This is a genomic window from Mesorhizobium sp. P3_A9 (assembly GCF_056402975.1).
Genome location: NZ_JBFUGJ010000023.1, coordinates 1 through 18,497, shown reverse-complemented (window position 1 = coordinate 18,497; position 18,497 = coordinate 1). Strand labels below are relative to the sequence as shown.

Sequence of the window (18,497 nt, the reverse complement as noted above, 5' to 3'; positions counted from 1 at the left end):
AATCTGGCCGAGCCAGTTTTTAAGGCAAGATCGGCTTGCGGTCAATTCTCTGACAAATCGGCCGCGCGTCGCGAAAACAGTGCCGACAGCGGACTGTCCGGCCGCGCCATCGAACGCTCGGCGGTGAGCGCCCYGGCCAGCGCGCCGTCTCCAGCCCGCAGTGCTGCTTCGATCAGCGTCAGGTCGATGACATCGCGCTGTGCGTGGCTGCCGCCGAAACGATGGGCGATCGCGCGGATCGGCCTGATCAGGCGCACGGCCTCGGCGTAGCTGCCCTCGGCGAATGCCTTGATCGCCAGCGTCAAGGGATGGCCGACATCCCGGGTGAAAGCCGCATTATCGCCGCTGCCGTGCATCGCCTCGCGCTGCGCCTCGAGCAAGGTGTGGACAGGAGCGTCGAGCCCGGCGCCGACAAACGCCATCATCGCGTGCGCATCGTTGAAGGCGTAGTCGCCGGCTCCGGCCTTGGGCCAGTTGGCAGCGAGCGCGGTCCAGCGGTCGCCGACATCGACGCCGCCGAGATGCAGCCGCCACAGGAGCGCCGACGCATCGACCATGTTCAGCGCCATCGCCGATGGCGTGCCGTAGATCGGCCCGTCATAGAGCGCCAACACCTGGTCGATCTCGCCGAGATCGTAGTGAAACAGCGCCAAATGCCACCAATTGTGCACCTGCAGGAAGCTTTCCCTTGTCCAGGCCTCGGGATTGGCGCGCATCCAGGCAATGCCGTCCTTTTGCCGGCTTTGCATTTCCATGACATGGGCGACCGCGTGCTGTGCCCAGCCGTCTCGCGGCTCGATCTCGACCGCCGTGCGGCCCAACTTCTCGGCCCTGATATAGTCGCCCATCTCTTCCAGCCCGAAGGCCTGCATGCCGAGCATGGCATGGTAGCCCGGCATGCCGCTTTGCCAGGACGGCAAAGCGCGGGCGATGCGATCACGCAGCATGCGGGCATTGCCGGTGAAGAAGTCGATCTGGTGCCCGACCTGCAGCGCCACCGCGTCGAGTGGCGTCTCGATGGCGATATCCTCAAGGATCCTGGCGGCGTCATGCCAGCGCCCATTGGCGAGGTGGCCAAGAGCCGAGACATGCGCCTGCTCGCGACTTGTCGCGGCAAGCGGCAGCGCCGCCTCATGGCAGGCCCTGGCCACGGCCGTCGCCTCCCGCTCGGTGGCAAGGCCGAAGAGATAGCCCTTGAAGACATGAGCCATGACAAAATCGGGATTTTCCGCGATGGCGCGGTCGACCGAGGCCACGGGATCGCCGACGAAGCACTGCAATTCCCACACCGCCTGGCCGTAGGGCGTGAACCCCGCTTCCGTAGCGCCTGAAAATGCCAGGCCGAATCCATCCCTGATCGCCATGCAAAATCCCTCGATCGGCCGGTCATGGGCTCGCTGCCCCTCGGTCCAAAGCGATCTTAACGCATGGGCCACAGCCGCGCCAACCGTGCAGCTTCGCGCCTCTAATTCAGTAGATTTTGCAGTTCATCAACCATGATAGGTAGATTAGGCTTTGTAAAAGCGAATGAATTGTGGCTTCATTGCGGCGCGGCGAAGGGCTTGTAATCGCGATCTGAGAGGGGACGCGATGCGGCATTTTGAAATACAGCTTCCGAACAGCCGTTCGGAGCACATTGGTGGATCCGTTGCTTTTGTGCAGCGAAAGCCTCGGCAAATCCATCCATGGCTTATTAGCTTTCTTGCAACTACAACGCTTGCGTTGCTGCCCGATTCTGCAGCCTTCGCTGCATGCGTGCTGGGGCCGACCGCGGGGAATACCCTCTACACCTGCGACAGTGGCGATTCGGGCGGCAACCTCACTGATACCAACGGCGACAACACRCTGAMTTTTCCCRCCAGYGGCACCGGGCAGATMWSSGGCAACGTCACYTTYGACRTCGGCACCGACCGCATCRACATGCAGTCCGGCACCATCACCGGCRCSGTCGAYCAGGGCGGCGGCACSGATTTCTTCACCATCAGCGGCGGCACGGTCGCCGGCAATGTCCAGCARGGCGCCGGCATCGACGACTTYRACATCAGCGGCGGCCAGRTCGGTTCGCTCAACCAGGGYGACGGSCTSGACACGTTCACTATGACCGATGGGCGCATCGTCGATTTCTTCGACGATGGCGATAACGCCGTGATGACGGGCGGGCGCATCGGCCGCGTCAACATGAAGCTCGACCAGAATTATTTCAACATGTCCGGCGGCACCATCGACCGCAACCTCGTCACCGGTTTCGACAAGGACACGATCATCCTCTCGGGTGGCACGATCGGCGGCAACATCAGCGTCAGCGGCGGCAATGACAGCGTGACCATCACCGGTGGCACGGTCGGCGGCGATGTGCTGATGAGCTTCGGCGCCGACAATTTCGTCTGGAACGACGGCGGCATTATCTATGGTTCCGTCGATCTCGGCGGCGACAACGACACCGCCAAGCTCAGCAACCTCACCAATGCCAATCTCGGCGACACCAACGCGATCACCGGCGGCGCGGGCACCGACACGCTCACCTTCGACAACGTCAAGCTCGACGGGATCAGCCGGGTCCAGAACTGGGAAACCATCGACGCCAACAACGACACCGAACTGACGCTGGACGGCAATCTCGTGCTCGGCGACAGCGGCACCGGCACGGGTACGCTCAATGTCGACTCTGCCAGCACGCTCTATGGCGGTGGCGGCTTCAACGCCGAGATCCGCGCCTTTACGGCAGGCCAGATGGCCGAAGTGATGAACGCCGGCCGCATCGACCTGACCAACGGCACAACCGGCGCCACTGACCGGCTGACCATATCAGGCAATTACACCGGGCTTGGCGGGTTGCTGCTCATCCAGACCGAACTTGGCGACGACAACTCCGATTCCGACCGGCTCGTGCTGTCGGGCGGGACCGCCTCCGGATCGACCGGCATTGCGGTGGTGAATGTGGGTGGCGCCGGCGCACAGACCACCGCTGACGGTATCATGGTCGTGCAGGCGACCAACGGCGCCACGTCCAGCGCGAGCGCCTTCGCCTTGGACGCGCCGGTTGCGGCGGGTGCCTTCGAATATTACCTGTTCAAGGGCGGCGTCAGCGCCGGCAGCGACGAGAACTGGTATCTGCGCTCGACGCTGAATACGCCGGCGACGCCGGCAGCCGCTCCGCCAGCGCTGGAACCCACCCCGCAGCCGGAACCTGAACCGCCCGCGGCCGAGCCACCACCACCGCCACCGTCCGAGCTGCCGCCAGTGCCGGTGCCGACCGAGGGCGACATCAACAATCCGCCGGTCGACCCGACACCGCCGGTACAAGCCAGTGACCCGCAACCCGAGCCGCCCCCACCACCACCGCCGGCGCCACCCGCGGACCCGCCGCCACCGCCACCAGTGGTGCCGACCGCCGTGCCGGATTTGCCGACCCCGGCGCCCGGTGAGCAGATCCTGCTCTACCGCATCGAGGTGCCGATCTATTCGGCCTTGCCGCCGGTGGCCGAGCACCTGGCGATGACGACGCTCGGCACCTTCCATGAGCGGCGCGGCGAACAGAGCCTGCTGTCGGACAACGAGATGTCACCGGTCTGGGGCCGCATTTTTGGCCAGGACGCCAAAATGGGCTGGTCGGGAACGGTGTCGCCCTCCTTCGACGGCACGCTGTTCGGTCTCCAGGCCGGCTTCGACCTGCTCGGGCGCGAGACCGCCGCGGGCGGAATCGATCGCGCCGGGCTGTTCGTCGCCTATGCCAGCATGAAGGGCGATTTGCGCGGCCAGGCGCTGGGACAGAACGATCTGTCCGTCGGCAAGCTCGACATCAACGGCACCAGCGTCGGCGGCTACTGGACCCGCATCGGCCAGGGCGGCTGGTACCTGGACAGCGTCCTGATGGCCACCTTCTTCGGCGGCAATGCGACGTCGTCACGCGACATCGGCATCGATGTCGGCGGCACCGGCGTCACCGCATCGCTGGAAGGCGGCTATCCCATTGCGCTGGCGCAGGGTTGGACGCTTGAGCCGCAGGCGCAACTGGTCTGGCAGCATCTGTCGCTCGACGATACCAACGACCGCTTCTCGTCGGTCTCCTTCGGCACCGACAGCAGCGTGACCGGCCGACTGGGCGCGCGGCTGCAGGGCGAGACAACGATCAACGGCATGGCGCTGCAGCCCTACCTCAAAGCCAATATCTGGCATGATTTCGGCGGCACCAACACGGTCAGCTTCGACACCACCGACATCTCGACCGAGGGCCGATCGACCTCGTTCGAGTTCGGCAGCGGTATCGTCGCTGAGGTGACGGACAAGGTCAGCATCTTTGCCACCGGCGACTACACCACCAATCTCGGCGGCGACAATCGACGCATCCTTGAGGGCAATCTGGGTTTCAGCGTCAAGTGGTGAACCAGACCGATCCGAAAACCGGAAGCCGGCTTTCGGATGGTCGAATAAAACAGGCCGCCTAATTGCCCGAGCGCATCGCCATCGTGGCGATGCCGGCGCCGACCAGCAGCGTGCCGCCGGTGCGGTTGAAGATGCGGATCGCCTTGGGATTGCGCACGACATTGCGGGCGCGCGCCGCGATCAGCGCGTAGCCGAAGGCGTTGGCGAAGGCGAGCGCCAGGAAGGTCGTCTCGAAGATCAGCATCTGCGTCCAGAAATCGGCATGCCGGTCGAGGAACTGCGGCAGGAAGGCGACGAAGAAGGTGATGCTTTTCGGGTTGAGTGCGGTGACCAGCCAGGCATGCGCCATCATCTTGACCGAGGACACCGCATCGGTGCGGGGTTCTGCCTTCAGCGCGCCGCCGGCGCGGAACAGCTTTACGCCGAGATAGATCAGATAGCCGGCGCCGATCAGCTTCAGGACGGTGAAGACACCAGCCGAAGCCGCGAGCAGCGCGCCGATGCCGAGCATCGACAAGGTCATGGCGGTGAAGTCGCCGAGCGCCACGCCAACCGCCATCGGCAAGGCGGTGCGCCAGCCCTGGCCCAGCGCATAGGACACGACCAGCAGGATGGTCGGACCCGGAATGATGAGGAGGATGGTCGAAGCGGCGGCGAAAGCGGCCCAGTTTTCGAAGGACATGTCTGTTCTCCCTTGGGTTAAGGAAAAGGATAAATCCTGAAGCCCGGGAGAATGTAAAGAGGTCTGATTTTCGTTTTTACGCAATGCGGGCGGAAGACCGCCACACGCCTTTCCTGGAGTTGCCGCGCTATCAATTGCGCCAAAGGCAGGTCGGCGTCAGTTCGCGCCGCTCAGCGTGCTCACTATATCGGCGAGGCTTACATCGGCACCGAGAACCAATGCGGCCGCGACAATGGCAGCCCCGAAAAGCTTGATGTCGGTTTTTAACGTCTTGCACATGGAGGCCCCTCGCTGATCGCCCGATGGGTAGGAGAGGCCGGTGCCGGGATTATGACCCGACCTGGGTCTTTTTGTGCAGGAACGCTCGTCTGGCGGTCAGCCAGCACGGCCTGATGCCGCCAGGAACCGCGCAAATGCAGGTAGCGCAAGGCATTCACGCTTTATCAACCATGAATGATGAAAATGCCCGCTATCCGGCCGGACCGTGCTTCCCGCCGACAGCGTAGGGTTTGGGTATATGCGTGAGTTGCCGCAAGGTCTGACGCCGCCACGAAACGGCGACGCAATCGAAACCGATCATCATATTTCCCGCCGCGCCATCCTGTCCGGGGCAGGCGCGCTGGCACTGCTCAGCGCCGCCGGCTGTTCGACCTCGGGCGACGGCGGTATGCCGATGCTCCAACTCGACAATACGGTTACCGGTTCCGTGCCGCCGATGCGGCCCGCGATCAGCGTCGACAAGAACATCACCAGCGCCGATGTCATGTATGCCGCATTGACCGACAACGGCTTCAACGTGCCGGAAGTGCCCTATCTCAAGGTCAAGCCGGAATTCCGCCGCCAGATCGTCGTCGACACAACGGGCGAGGCGCCTGGCACCATCGTCGTCCATCTCAAGGAGCGCATGCTTTATCTCGTCCAGCCGGGCGGCGACGCCATCCGCTACGGCGTCGGCATCGGCAAGGACGGCTTCCGCTGGTCCGGCCGTGCCAACATCCAGTATGGAAGGGAATGGCCGGTCTGGACGCCGCCGCCGGAGATGATCCAGCGCAAGCCTGAACTGGTGAAGTGGCAAGGCGGCCAGCCCGGCGGCCTCACCAACCCGCTCGGTGCSCGCGCGCTCTACATCTACCAGGACGGCAAGGACACCGGCTACCGCATCCACGGCTCGCCGGAGTGGTGGAGCATCGGCCAGGCGATGTCGTCGGGCTGCGTGCGCCTGATCAACCAGGACATCATCGACCTCTATAGCCGCGTTTCGAAGAAAAACCCGGTCGTCGTCATGTGATCGTTTATCCTCCCGTTTCTCCCGTTGCGCGATGCGGCAAGACAGGCCAAGGTGCCTTGAAAACCATCGCCTCGGGAGACGTCAGGAATGGCTGGAACTTTTGTTATCGCGCAGGGCGGCGGTCCGACCGCCGTCATCAACCAGACCGTGGTCGGCGCCACGCTGGAGATCCGCAAGCGGCATCCCGGCGCCAAGGTGCTGGGCTCCATCCATGGCGTGCGCGGCATTCGTGACGGCAATTATGTCGACCTTTCCGCCATACCCGAGGATCGGCTGCGGCTGATTGCCGGAACGCCCAGTGCAGCCCTTGGTTCGACCCGTGACAAGCCGGATGCCGCCTATTGCGACGTGATCCTCAACGGCTTGAAGAAGGCCGGTGCCGATGCCTTCATCTATATTGGCGGCAACGACACGTCGGGCACGCAACAGATCCTGACCGATGCCGCCGGCGGCTCCATCGCTTTCGTCCATGCGCCAAAAACCATCGACAATGATCTGGAGGAGAACGACCATACGCCGGGCTTCATTTCGGCGGCCGAGTTCGTCGCCGGCGCCTTCCTGTCCGTCGATCTCGATTTCCGTGCGCTGCCTGGCATCTATGTCGGTATCGTCATGGGCCGGCATGCCGGCTTCCTGACCGCCGCCGCCGCTGCCTGGCAACTCGACCCCGACAGCGGGCCGCACCTGGTTTACGTGCCGGAGCGGCCGTTCTCCGCGGCTGGCTTCATCGATGATGTCCGCGCCACGCTCGACCGCCACAAGCGCTGCATCGTCGCCGTGTCGGAAGGGGTGAGCACCGCCGATGGCAAGGCGCTGGTCGAAAGCCTGGTGCCGCCGGACAAGCTGGAGCGCGACGCGCATGGCAACGTCAAATTGTCGGGAAGCGATCTGCCGGCCGCACTCGAACGCGCGCTGGCCGAAGGTCTGCCGGGCAAGCGGGCGCGCGTCGACGCGCTGGGCTACATGCCGCGCGGGTATATCGGCGCCATCAGTGCCGTCGATGCGCAGGAGGCATTCGATGCCGGCGCCTTCGCGGTCTCTGTCGCCGAACAGGGCGGCGGCTCGGTGGCGCTGCAATATGATGGCTCAAAGACCGTGCTGAAGAAGGTGCCGCTGAAGAACGTTGCCGGCAAGACCCGCCACATGCCGGACAATTTCATGAAGCCCGACGTCAACCAGCTGTCCGAGGCCGGCATGGCCTATCTCAAGCGGCTGGTGCCGGAACAATACAAGGTCGGGAAGCCGTTCGTCTGATGCAGGCTCACTGGTTCAGCAAGAGCATCGTCGACGACAAGACGACGATGCTGACCGAACCGTTCGTGCATGACTATGTGCGCGCCAACATCTGGCATCTGCGCGGCCGCGACGCCGACCTTTTGGTCGACACCGGCATGGGCATCTGYCCGCTGGCGCCGGAGATCGASAYKYCTSATGGCAAGCCGCTGCTKGYGGTSGCCACCCATATCCATCTCGAYCATGTCGGCTCGCTGCACGAATTTCCCTGGCGGGCGGGGCCGAAGATGAGCGCGGCGCAGTTCGAGAGCATGGACGAAGCGACGACCTACGCCTACATGTTCCATGATCTCGAAGGCGCCGTTTCGAAACTGCCAATGCCGGGCTGGAAGTCGGCCGACTACAAGATCCCATCGGCACCGTTGACACGGACCCTCGATGAGGGCGACGCGATCGATCTCGGCGACCGGCAATTCCGCGTCCTGCATCTGCCCGGGCATTCGCCGGATTCGATCGCGCTGTTCGACGAGGCCGACGGCCTGTTTTTCAGCGGCGATGCCATCTACGACGACACGCTGATCGACTCGCTGCCGGACTCCGACCGCGCCGCCTATGTCAGCACCATGCAGCGCCTGCTCGACCTGCCGATCCGCATCGGCCATGGCGGCCACGGCCCAAGCTTCGACGGCAGACGGATGCGTGAGATTGCAACGGCTTACATCAGAGAGACCGGCGATATCTGACCTTCACGAAGACCGTGCACTGGCAGGAACGATCGCAAGACGGTCGGTGCTCATCGGCTCACAAAGAATTAAATCTTTGTAATATAACCGAAAAAACCTAATTTGCCCGCATCCGTACCCTAGATTCCGGTTTCATCGACCTGAACGGCTGCTGCATGAAGCGAGACAGGCAGCCGCGACGGCCGGTACGCCGAATGGGCCGCTCCCCCTCCCAAGGCCACGGCGCCGAACCCAATGTCTCGCACGGACAACGACCATGTCATCCCCAAACATCCTTCGCAGACATCGCGTCGCCGCATTGCTGGGCGCCGCCCTCATCGTCTCCCCCTTCGTCGTTTCGTTTGCTCAAAGTGCCGGCAATGCAGGCGTGAGCAACGTTGTCGCGACGACCCAGACCCCTGTCGCCGGTATCACCGCTCCCAACGGCTCCTTTGCGCCGATCGTGGCCGCTGACAAGCCGGCGGTGGTGACGATTACCACCGTCATGAAGGCGCAGCCGTCAAGCGCCGATGACGGGATGCCTCTCGGCAACTCGCCGTTCGATCAATACTTCCGCCAGTTCTTCGGTGACCAGGGCATGCCGGCTCCGCAGACACCGCCGCAACAGGCGCAACGCGCCGAGGCACTCGGTTCCGGCTTCATCGTCGATGCGGACGGCACCATCGTCACCAACAACCACGTTGTTGACGGCGCTTCCTCGATCAAGGTGACGCTCGATGACGGCACCGAACTTCCCGCCAAACTTGTCGGCCGCGACGCCAAGAACGACCTTGCAGTGCTCAAGATCAAAGCCGACAAGCCCTTGCCGACGGTCAAATGGGGCGACTCCGACAAGTTGATGACCGGCGACCAGGTGCTGGCGATCGGCAATCCGTTCGGCATCGGCACCACCGTTACAGCCGGCATCGTTTCGGCGCGCGGCCGCGACCTGCACAGCGGACCGTTCGACGATTTCATCCAGATCGACGCGCCGATCAACCACGGTAACTCCGGCGGCCCGCTGGTCGATGTGAACGGCAACGTCGTCGGCATCAACGCGGCGATCTATTCGCCCAATGGCGGCAGCGTCGGCGTCGGCTTCGCCATCCCGTCCGACCAGGCCCAAAAGGTCGTCGCCAAGCTGATGAAGGACGGTTCCATCCAATACGGCTATCTCGGCGTCGAGATCCAACCGGTAACGCCTGACGTGGCGAGCGCCATCGGACTCGATCATCCCGGCGGCGCGCTGGTTTCGAAGGTCAATGACAGCTCGCCCGCGGCCAGCGCTGGCGTCGAGACCGGTGACGTCATCACCGGCTTCGCCGGGCAGGACGTGAAGGACCCCAAGGACCTGTCGCGGGCCGTCGCCGATGTCGCGCCGGGCGCCAAGGAACCGCTTGATGTGTGGCGCAAGGGCAAGGCCATGCAGATTTCCGTCGATGTCGGGCAAAACAGCGACGATGTGAAGACGGCATCGACGGACGACTCCGACATGCCGAGCGCCGAACAGGGCTCGCGCGCACCGGCGATCGGCCTCGGCTTGATGGACATTACGCCAGACATTCGCCAGCAGATGAACCTCGCCGCCAACGAGCATGGCGCGGTGGTTGCGCGCGTCAATCCTGACAAGGCGGCGGCCGCCGCCGGCATCCAGCCGGGCGATATCATCGCCGCCGTCAACCAGGTTCCGGTGAAGAGCGCCAAACAGGTCACCCAGGCGATCGCCCAGGCCAGCAAGTCGGGCCGCAAATCGGTGCTGCTGCTGGTTGAACGCGACGGCGGCCAGATCTATGTCGCCGTGCCGTTCGCCAACGGCTGAGACGCCGTGCGGGCATGAAAATGTGGATGCGGCCGGTCTGTCACCAGGGGTGACGGACCGGCCGCTCCGGAAGCGCCTTATTCGCGGGCGACGATATCGGCGCGGATGAGCACCGTCCCCGAAGCATCCTGATGCAGGATGCGGTAGTTGCGCAGCACCTCGGCAATGCCAGGCGCATCGTGCAGGGGCGGCATGGGGTGCTGGTCCTTGACGTTCAGCAACACCGGCGCGCGCGGTCCGTTTGTGCCATCATCGACAATGATGTCAGGTCGTTTCGCGGCAAGTTCGCCCGTGATCGACGCTGTGTATCTTTCCCTGAGGGCGGCCAAATCCTGGCGTCGCGCGGGGTCCTGTTCGAGCCCCATCAATATGCCCGCATCATTGACCATCCAGCCCGATTGCTGGCGTGCCACGAAACGGGCGCCGGTCATGCGGGCGAGCGGATTGCTGAACTGCAATTGCGACGCGATCGACATCATCGTCGGATGATCGACGGCGCGCACGATCGCGGCTGTCGCGGCATCCAGGTCGCGGCGCGACTGGGCGAAGGCCATGCCTTGCTGCAACGCCGTCAAAAGCACGATCGAAAACAGGCCGAGCGCCGCACCGGCCTTAACCGGCAGCGGCAAGCTTCGGAGCGGCTTCAGCCTGACATATTGCAGCATCAGCGCCAGGACGCCGAGCGTCAGGAAAGGTAGTGCCTGATAGGTCCAGCCCTTGCCCATGATGACGAAAGCCGGAACGTAGGCAGCCCCGGCCAGCAGCATCGTGCTGGCGTCGCGACTGGGGCGGCCGGGAGACGCCATCGCCAGCGTGGCGACCGCCATGGCCACGAACATCGTCACCTGCCACAGCATCAGCACGTCAATCACAGGCATGCGCATCGGCAGATAAACCTGACGCAGCAAGGGCATGACGTCGGTGAAGAACGGCTGCATGAAGACGGCGAGCGCGATCAGATAGGAGACGGTGAGCGTGGCGCCGATCACATTCTCCGTCGTAAACAGCGGGCGCAGCGAGCGCCGCTGCAGCGCAATGACCAGGGCCGGCACCGCCAGGGCGAGCACGCTGTAGGGCGGTTTGATCATGACGAAGATACCGGCGCCGACGCCGGCGATGATCCGCTCGGCCACGCTGCCGGCCCTGAAATCGACAGTCCTGTCGCGTGCGGAAAACAGGGCGAGCCATGGCAGCAGGACGATGACACCTATCTGTTCACGCTGGCCGAAATCGATCGGAAACAGGAAAAGCACGAAGAATACCGCGGCCRGCAGCATCCAGAGATGCCGTTTCAGTGTTTCGTCCGCCCGCGCGGCAATGCGGGCTGAAAACCAGACCGACGCAATCGCCAGCGCGGTCACGCCAATGCTAACCCAGAATTCCGCCGAAAGCCCGGTCAGCCGCTCGAGCAGCACGAAAGGCAGATAGAGCCAGGCGGAAAAGGCCGGATTGACCTCGATGATGTCGACCGAGAGGCGCTCGCCGTCGAGAACGCGTTCGCCGATCGTCAGCAGCCAGGACACGTCGACATTGCCGGGCATGACAAGCAACGAGACAATGATCGCATAGGCTGCAATCAGCAGCGTCGCGGCCACAGGCCAGCCGAGCCGAACGGCAGTTGCGGCCGTAACGGAACGCAACCCGGCCGGTTCGTCGGAAGCAACGAATGGCGCGCCCATGCCAGCTATCCTCACCACCAAAGCAGCAGTCGAGCAGGATATCTAGCAAACAGGCAGTTAAGAGCGTTCTAACTGGCAGTTGAACGTAGCCTGAGCCTCAGAGCTTGCGCAGTGCTACTTCCTCGATCAGGTGGTCGGCGCCCTTGCGCAGGATCAAGTCGGCGCGGGCACGCGTCGGCAGGATGTTTTCGCGCAAATTCTTCAGGTTGATGTTGGTCCACAGGCCTTCGGCTATGGCGCGCGCCGAATCCTCCGACAGCTGCGAATAGCGGTGGAAGAAGGAGTCCGGATTGCGGAAGGCCGTCTCGCGCAGCCGCATGAAGCGSGMGATRTACCASTGGTGGATCAGCTTCTCGTCGGCRTCGATRTARATGGCGAAGTCGAAAAAATCGGACAGGAAGGGCACGATCTTGCCGTCCTGCGGCAGCTTGCCTGGCTGCAGGACATTGATGCCTTCGAAGATCAGGATATCGGGCCGGTCGATGGTGACGAACTCGCCGGGAATGACGTCATAGGTGAGATGCGAGTAGACCGGCGCGCGGACATCGGGCAGCGCCGACTTGATGCCCGAGAGGAAACGCAGCAGCGCGCCGACATCGTAGCTGTCGGGAAAGCCCTTGCGTTCCATCAGGTTTTCGCGGCGCAGCACCTCGTTGGGCAGCAGAAAACCGTCGGTGGTGATGAGATCGACCTTGGGGCTCGACGGCCAGCGCGCCAGAAGTTCCTTCAGCACGCGCGCGGTGGTCGACTTGCCGACCGCGACGGAGCCGGCGATGCCGATGATGAACGGCGTCTTGACGATATCGACGGCGTTGAAGAAGGCCTGACGCTGCCGGAACAGAAGCTGGCTCGCCTCGACATGGGCCGACAGAAGCCGCGACAGCGACAGATAGATACGCTTGACCTCTTCGAGGTCGACCGGGTCGTTGAGCGAACGCAGGCGGCGGAATTCGTCATCGCTCAGCGTCAGCGGCGTGTCGGCGCGGAATCGCGACCATTGCTCGGCGGAGAAGAAACGAAAGGGGGAATATTTCTCGGTTGGCGCGAGCTGATCCATCGAGATACCTGCCCTTCCTCGCGGTCAGCCCTTGGGCCGTGACGCCTTCTCGGCGATGCCCGAACGCCCGGTGCGGCTTTCGAGCTCCTTGAGCACATCGCTCAACGGCACACCCGAGAGGCCGAGAACGACGAGCCAATGATACATAAGATCGGCACTTTCGGAAACGAGGCCCTGTGTGTCGCCCTTGACGGCGGCAATCACGGTCTCGACGGCCTCTTCACCGAGCTTCTGGGCTGCCTTGTCGATACCGCGCGCGAACAGTTTCGCTGTCCAAGAGTCCGGATCRCCGGAATGSGCGCGCTCGTGGAYGATTTTYTCCAGATCGGACAGCGAAAACTCGGTCATGGCGCCGTTTAGGACCGATTATTCGTGGAGTCCAGCCGCATCGGCAGGCCGGCCTCGGCCATATGCGCCTTGGCCTGGGCTATGGTGTAGGTGCCGAAATGGAAGATGGAGGCCGCCAGCACGGCGCCGGCATGGCCGTCGCGAATGCCTTCGACCAGATGATCCAGCGTGCCGACACCGCCAGAAGCGATGACCGGGGCGCGTACCGCGTCTGCGATCGCGCGGGTGAGCGCGATGTCGTAGCCGGCCTTGGTGCCGTCGCGGTCCATCGAGGTCAGCAGGATCTCGCCGGCGCCGAGATCGACCATTTTGCGGGCGAATTCGATAGCGTCGATGCCGGTCTTCTCGCGTCCGCCATGGGTGAAGATCTCCCAGCGGTCGGTCTCGCCGGCACCGGACACCTTCTTGGCGTCGATGGCGACGACGATGCACTGGTTGCCGAACTTGTCGGCGGCTTCGGCGACGAAATCCGGATTCTTCACCGCCGCCGTGTTGATCGACACCTTGTCGGCGCCGGCCAAAAGCAGCTTTCTGATGTCGGCGACCTGGCGCACGCCGCCGCCGACGGTCAGCGGCATGAAACACTGTTCTGCGGTGCGGGCGATGACATCGAAGATGGTTTCACGGTTGTCGGACGAGGCCGTGATGTCGAGAAAGCAGAGCTCGTCGGCCCCGGCGGCGTCATAGGCCTTGGCCGCCTCGACCGGATCGCCGGCATCGATGAGATCGACGAAATTGACGCCCTTGACGACACGGCCGTCCTTGACGTCGAGGCACGGGATGACGCGGGCTTTCAGCATCAGCGGCCCTCTATCGTGGCGATGAGATCGTTGAGCAACTGGCCGACCAGCGGTGGAACATCGGACTGCGCGTCGAAGGCCGGATCGTAGGCGGAAACGGTGATGCCGACGACCGGCACCGCAAGCGCCATGGCACAGGCCGCGTCGCGCAACTGTTCGGGGCTCGGCCCGCCTGACGTGACATAGCGGTTGGCCTGCAATTCCTTGGGGTCATGCACGTCGAGATCGAGATGCATGTGCACGCTTTTGGCGCCTACGGCTTTCAGCTTTGCGGTTGCTGCTCCCACGCCGGGACATTCGGTGCGGATGATCGGCAAGGTCTTGAGGAGCTGTTCCTCGGCCGGATCGAGATCGCGTGCATTGATGAGCACGCAACGCGACGGATCGATCGGCTTGAAGCCGGGAATGGCCCCTGCCATCGGGGGCCAGCACAGGCCAAGCACGGTCGCCARCGCCATGCCRTCRAGRAAGCCGTAWACSGATGTCTCGGGCGTGTTGAGRTCGCCATGCTGGTCGGCCCAGATGATCGMATCGGCGYCSYCGCCGGCGACCGCGCCGGCTGAYGTCAGGCARTTKCCGGCSAGCACRATGGGGAACCGCCCCCTGTCGATGGCAATGCGGACCTCGCCCGAGACGGCGTTGCAGACGGCAAAGCCGGTGGCAATCTCGCGCTCCTGTTCGGGACCGACCCTGCCGATATCCTCAACCGCGACGTCGTGGCCAGCCATGGTCAGGGCGTCGACGAGACCGCCTGCAATCAGCGCATCCGGACCCTGACCCATGCCGCCGTGATAGTGGCCGCTGTCATAGGAGGCGAGGATGATGGTGATTTTCACGATTTCGCCTCCGCCACCGGCCGGCCCTGCAGGATCGCCAGCGCCTCAGTCGGATCGATGCGGCCGTCATAGAGCGCGCGGCCCGAGATGGCGCCTTCGAGCTTCTGTGCGTCGGGCATGGTCATGCGCACGATGTCGGCGATCGAGGCCAGGCCGCCCGAAGCGATGACCGGGATCGATACGGCGTCGGCGAGGTCGATGGTGGCGTCCCAGTTGATGCCGGTCAGCACGCCGTCGCGATCGATGTCGGTGTAGATGATGGCCGCAACGCCGGCGCCCTCGAATTTCCTCGCCAGTTCGATAACGCCGAGGCTCGATGCCTCGGCCCAGCCTTCGACCGCCACCTTGCCGCCCTTGGCGTCGATACCGACGGCCACCTTGCCCGGAAAAGCCTTGCAGGCCTGCTTGACCAGATCGGGATCGCGCACCGCGACCGTGCCAAGGATGACGCGGGCGAGGCCACGGTCGAGCCAGTCCTCGATCTGCGCCAGCGTGCGGATGCCGCCGCCGAGCTGCACCGGGTTCTTCGTCGCCTTGAGAATGGCGCCGACCGCCGCGCTGTTGACACTCTGGCCCTTGAAGGCGCCGTTGAGGTCGACGACATGCAGCCATTCGAAACCCTGGTCCTCGAAGGCTTTTGCCTGCGCGGCGGGATCATCATTGTAGATGGTCGCTGTCGCCATGTCGCCGTGCTTCAGGCGCACGCATTGGCCGTCTTTGAGGTCGATGGCTGGAAAAAGGATCACGGTTCAGGCGCCTTCAACGATGACGAAATGGCCCGTGGAGGCGGCAAGCCGGAACTTCGAGGCGTGCTGATATTCCGGTGAATGATAGCATTCGACCGCCCTGTCGTAGGAATCGAACTCAACCAGCACATGCCGGTTGCCGGTCGGCCCTTCCGGATTCTCATGGCGCCCGGCCCGCACCGCGAACTTCGCGCCATACTTTGCAAACGCCACCGCATTGGCCTCGATGTACTGCTTATAAACCTCGGGATCGCGGACATCGATCATCGCCATCCAGTAGCCCTTCTTGCTCATGATTTAGGGCCTCCACTTCAGGAAATTGGTGATCAGCGCCAGACCCAGCGCCTGGCTCTTCTCCGGATGGAACTGCGTGCCGACGAGATTGTCGCGGGCGACCGTCGCCGTGACCGGGCCGCCATAGTCGGCTTCGGCCAAAACCTCGTCCGGCTTCGTCGCGTCAAGATGGTAGGAATGGACGAAATAGGCGTGCAGCCCGTCTGGGCCGGTCGGAATGCCGGCAAACAGCGGATGCTGGCGCCGAAGCTCGATCGTATTCCAGCCTATCTGCGGGATCTTCAGCGCCGGATCGGTCGGCGTGATCTCCTTGACGTCGCCCGAAATCCAGCCAAAACCGTTGGTGACGGTCTTTTCCAGGCCGCGCTGCGACATCAGCTGCATGCCGACGCAGATGCCTAGGAAAGGCCGGCCCTTGGCAATGGCGACATCCTCGACCGCTTCCCACATGCCGTCGACGGCACGCAGGCCGGCCGCACAATCGGCATAGGCGCCGACGCCGGGCAGGACGATGCGGTCGGCCGTGCGCACCCGATCGGCATCGGCCGTCAGGTCGATCTCAGCCGATATGCCGGCTTCGCGTGCCGCGCGTTCGAAAGCCTTGGTGGCCGAGCGCAGATTGCCCGAGCCGTAGTCGATGATTGCTACCCGCATGTCAGGGCCGTCCCGGGATGTGGGTCAGCCCCAGCGCCATGCCGGGCTGCGCCGGGCGGGCCAGGGCTGCATCGGGGACGATGCGCGGCGCGGGCGGCGCCTCCTCCGCATGCCCCTCTACCTCCAGGGCATAGCGCATGTCGGCGTCGTCGAGCGAGCCGGCCTGAACCACGCCCCATTCGTGCCAGCCGCGCCGGCGAAGGGCCGCAATCCGCAACCCCTGCCCTTCCAGGCCGACATAGAGCGAGACGAGCAGCGACAGCAGCGAACCGGCCAATCCAAGGCCAAGGTTTTCGCCAAGCATCGAAAGCGCGGCCATGACAACGAAGGCGATCCCGGCTTCGATCCACAACCGGTGCCAGGCGAACCATAGCGGCGGCACCAGCAGGCCGAGCCAGGTGAAGCCGTCGCGGACAAAGGCCGTCTTGTCGACCTTTTCGCTGCGGCCGGGCGGTTCCATCACGACATAGGCGGCCATGGCGCTATCCCTTCAACGAACCCTTGGTGGAGGGAACCGCGTCCGGCTGGCGCGGGTCGTGCTCGAGTGCTGCACGCAGCGCGCGCGCCACCGCCTTGAAGCAGGTTTCAGCGATGTGGTGGTTGTTGGCCCCGTAATGGTTGGTGACGTGCAGCGTGATGCCGGCATTTTGGGCCAGCGCCTGGAAGAATTCCCGTACCAGTTCGGTGTCGAAGGTGCCGATCTTGGGCGACGAGAAGGACACGTTCCAGACCAGGAACGGCCGGCCGGAGACATCGATCGCGGCGCGCGTCAGCGTCTCGTCCATGGCAAGGTCGATCGAGGCATAGCGCATGATGCCGCGCCGTTCGCCCAGCGCCTTGGTCAGCGCCTGGCCAAGCGCGATGCCGGTGTCCTCGACCGTGTGATGGTCGTCGATATGCAGGTCGCCCTTGGCCCTGACCGTCATGTCGATCAGCGAATGGCGCGAGAGCTGGTCCAGCATGTGGTCGAAGAAGCCGACGCCGGTGGCGATATCGGATTTGCCCGAACCGTCGACATGGACCGACACCGAGATGTCGGTTTCCTTGGTCTTGCGGCTGGCTTCGGCGGAACGGGGCGCCATGACCTTGTCCTTGTCTCAGGGTTTCAAAGCTCAAGCGACGAGCTTCGAGCATTCACCGGCTTGAAAACGAAAGCCTTCTAGCAGCATGATCCGGCGATTGCCAGTTGCCATCCCGGCCGCTATCGAGCGGTTTGCAATCATTGGTCCCATGCATACATATGGCCGATCAAAGTTACTCGTACCGCGCCAATCGCCTCTTTGGGATCGCGCGAATCGGAGCCAGGAATGTCRAATGAACTGACCATGCACGCCACGACCATCGTGACGGTGCGCAAGGGCAACAAGGTGGTGATCGCCGGCGACGGCCAGGTCAGCCTTGGCCAGACCATCATGAAGGGCAATGCCCGCAAGGTGCGCCGCATCGGCAAGGGCGGTAATGTGATYGCCGGTTTCGCCGGCGCCACCGCCGACGCCTTCACGCTGCTGGAGCGGCTGGAAGCCAAGCTCGAACAATATCCCGACCAGCTGACGCGCGCCTGCGTCGAGCTCGCCAAGGACTGGCGCACCGACCGCTATCTGCGCCGGCTGGAAGCGATGATGCTGGTGGCTGACAAGTCGATCTCGCTGGCGCTGACCGGCACCGGTGACGTGCTCGAACCCGAATTTGGCGTCATGGCCATCGGATCGGGTGGCAATTACGCACTGGCGGCTGCGCGCGCGCTGATGGACACCGACAAGGATGCCGAGGAGATCGCCCGCAAGGCGATGCAGATCGCGTCCGACATCTGCGTCTACACCAACAACAACTTTGTCATCGAAACGCTCGATGCCGCCTGAACAGGCGGCGCTCTATGATTTTCGGCCGGTCACAGAAAAAGACCTGCCGATGATCGCCGGCTGGCTGGCCGAGCCTGAAGTGGCTCAGTGGTGGGAC

The 18,497-nt window shown here is 63.8% G+C and carries 18 protein-coding genes and 1 pseudogene; 7 read left to right on the top strand and 12 right to left on the bottom strand.

Annotated features, from left to right (window positions below; all coding sequences use genetic code 11):
• Nucleotides 1-41: 41 nt before the first annotated feature.
• On the bottom strand, nucleotides 42-1,364 hold the full coding sequence (locus AC1DX0_RS06460; RefSeq protein WP_477354703.1) for a tetratricopeptide repeat protein: 1,323 nt from the start codon (nucleotides 1,362-1,364) through the stop codon (nucleotides 42-44).
• 226 nt (nucleotides 1,365-1,590) lie between these two features.
• On the opposite strand from AC1DX0_RS06460, the gene AC1DX0_RS06455 reads away from it, so the two are divergent.
• Entirely contained in the window at nucleotides 1,591-4,383 is a 2,793-nt protein-coding gene (locus tag AC1DX0_RS06455) for an autotransporter family protein (RefSeq protein WP_477354700.1), read from the top strand.
• Nucleotides 4,384-4,441: 58 nt separating this feature from the next.
• Here the strand turns inward: AC1DX0_RS06455 and AC1DX0_RS06450 are convergent, their stop codons facing one another.
• Complete coding sequence (locus AC1DX0_RS06450) at nucleotides 4,442-5,065, bottom strand: LysE family translocator (RefSeq protein WP_477218660.1); 624 nt, start codon at nucleotides 5,063-5,065, stop codon at nucleotides 4,442-4,444.
• Nucleotides 5,066-5,582: 517 nt separating this feature from the next.
• On the opposite strand from AC1DX0_RS06450, the gene AC1DX0_RS06445 reads away from it, so the two are divergent.
• The 4 genes and pseudogenes from AC1DX0_RS06445 (at nucleotide 5,583) to AC1DX0_RS06430 (ending at nucleotide 10,127) form a co-directional block, all read left to right on the top strand.
• Nucleotides 5,583-6,353: a L,D-transpeptidase gene (locus tag AC1DX0_RS06445; RefSeq protein WP_477218661.1), complete on the top strand. Its 771-nt coding sequence runs from the start codon at nucleotides 5,583-5,585 to the stop codon at nucleotides 6,351-6,353.
• A gap of 87 nt (nucleotides 6,354-6,440) precedes the next feature.
• Nucleotides 6,441-7,607, top strand: a complete 1,167-nt coding sequence (locus AC1DX0_RS06440) for a diphosphate--fructose-6-phosphate 1-phosphotransferase (protein ID WP_477218662.1) — start codon at nucleotides 6,441-6,443, stop codon at nucleotides 7,605-7,607.
• Nucleotides 7,607-8,329: pseudogene (locus AC1DX0_RS06435) on the top strand (MBL fold metallo-hydrolase). The gene AC1DX0_RS06440 and the pseudogene AC1DX0_RS06435 overlap by 1 nt, the downstream one beginning before the upstream one ends.
• Nucleotides 8,330-8,585: 256 nt before the next feature.
• Nucleotides 8,586-10,127: a DegQ family serine endoprotease gene (locus AC1DX0_RS06430; RefSeq protein WP_477218664.1), complete on the top strand. Its 1,542-nt coding sequence runs from the start codon at nucleotides 8,586-8,588 to the stop codon at nucleotides 10,125-10,127.
• A 77-nt stretch (nucleotides 10,128-10,204) separates the two neighbouring features.
• Here the strand turns inward: AC1DX0_RS06430 and AC1DX0_RS06425 are convergent, their stop codons facing one another.
• The 10 genes from AC1DX0_RS06425 to hisB all read right to left on the bottom strand — a co-directional run bounded on the left by AC1DX0_RS06425 (nucleotide 10,205) and on the right by hisB (nucleotide 17,623).
• Nucleotides 10,205-11,806 (bottom strand): hypothetical protein, encoded by a 1,602-nt coding sequence (locus AC1DX0_RS06425; RefSeq protein ID WP_477354698.1) that lies wholly within the window; start codon nucleotides 11,804-11,806, stop codon nucleotides 10,205-10,207.
• A gap of 97 nt (nucleotides 11,807-11,903) precedes the next feature.
• Nucleotides 11,904-12,863 (bottom strand): type I pantothenate kinase, encoded by a 960-nt coding sequence (gene coaA / locus AC1DX0_RS06420; RefSeq protein WP_477354695.1) that lies wholly within the window; start codon nucleotides 12,861-12,863, stop codon nucleotides 11,904-11,906.
• Between the two features lie 24 nt (nucleotides 12,864-12,887).
• Nucleotides 12,888-13,211, bottom strand: coding sequence for a phosphoribosyl-ATP diphosphatase (locus tag AC1DX0_RS06415; RefSeq protein WP_477354692.1), 324 nt, complete (start codon nucleotides 13,209-13,211; stop codon nucleotides 12,888-12,890).
• A gap of 8 nt (nucleotides 13,212-13,219) precedes the next feature.
• Nucleotides 13,220-14,014: an imidazole glycerol phosphate synthase subunit HisF gene (hisF, locus tag AC1DX0_RS06410; RefSeq protein WP_477219100.1), complete on the bottom strand. Its 795-nt coding sequence runs from the start codon at nucleotides 14,012-14,014 to the stop codon at nucleotides 13,220-13,222.
• Nucleotides 14,011-14,847: an arginase family protein gene (locus AC1DX0_RS06405; protein WP_477354689.1), complete on the bottom strand. Its 837-nt coding sequence runs from the start codon at nucleotides 14,845-14,847 to the stop codon at nucleotides 14,011-14,013. The genes hisF and AC1DX0_RS06405 overlap by 4 nt, the downstream gene beginning before the upstream one ends.
• The gene (hisA, locus tag AC1DX0_RS06400; RefSeq protein ID WP_477218669.1) at nucleotides 14,844-15,593 is read right to left on the bottom strand and encodes a 1-(5-phosphoribosyl)-5-[(5-phosphoribosylamino)methylideneamino]imidazole-4-carboxamide isomerase; all 750 of its coding nucleotides are present in this window, start codon (nucleotides 15,591-15,593) and stop codon (nucleotides 14,844-14,846) included. Before hisA ends, AC1DX0_RS06405 begins: the two co-directional genes overlap by 4 nt.
• 3 nt (nucleotides 15,594-15,596) lie before the next feature.
• On the bottom strand, nucleotides 15,597-15,887 hold the full coding sequence (locus AC1DX0_RS06395) for a DUF1330 domain-containing protein (protein ID WP_477218670.1): 291 nt from the start codon (nucleotides 15,885-15,887) through the stop codon (nucleotides 15,597-15,599).
• Nucleotides 15,888-15,890: 3 nt separating this feature from the next.
• The gene (gene hisH / locus AC1DX0_RS06390) at nucleotides 15,891-16,541 is read right to left on the bottom strand and encodes an imidazole glycerol phosphate synthase subunit HisH (protein ID WP_477218671.1); all 651 of its coding nucleotides are present in this window, start codon (nucleotides 16,539-16,541) and stop codon (nucleotides 15,891-15,893) included.
• 1 nt (nucleotide 16,542) lies between these two features.
• On the bottom strand, nucleotides 16,543-17,019 hold the full coding sequence (locus tag AC1DX0_RS06385) for a DUF2628 domain-containing protein (protein ID WP_477218672.1): 477 nt from the start codon (nucleotides 17,017-17,019) through the stop codon (nucleotides 16,543-16,545).
• 4 nt (nucleotides 17,020-17,023) lie between these two features.
• Entirely contained in the window at nucleotides 17,024-17,623 is a 600-nt protein-coding gene (hisB, locus tag AC1DX0_RS06380) for an imidazoleglycerol-phosphate dehydratase HisB (protein ID WP_027040708.1), read from the bottom strand.
• A 225-nt stretch (nucleotides 17,624-17,848) separates the two neighbouring features.
• Here hisB and hslV point away from each other — a divergent pair, with 225 nt between their 5' ends.
• The gene (gene hslV, locus AC1DX0_RS06375; protein WP_027040709.1) at nucleotides 17,849-18,400 is read left to right on the top strand and encodes an ATP-dependent protease subunit HslV; all 552 of its coding nucleotides are present in this window, start codon (nucleotides 17,849-17,851) and stop codon (nucleotides 18,398-18,400) included.
• On the top strand, nucleotides 18,390-18,497 hold a 108-nt coding region (locus AC1DX0_RS06370), incomplete at its 3' end, for a GNAT family protein (protein ID WP_477354730.1). The genes hslV and AC1DX0_RS06370, both read left to right, overlap by 11 nt.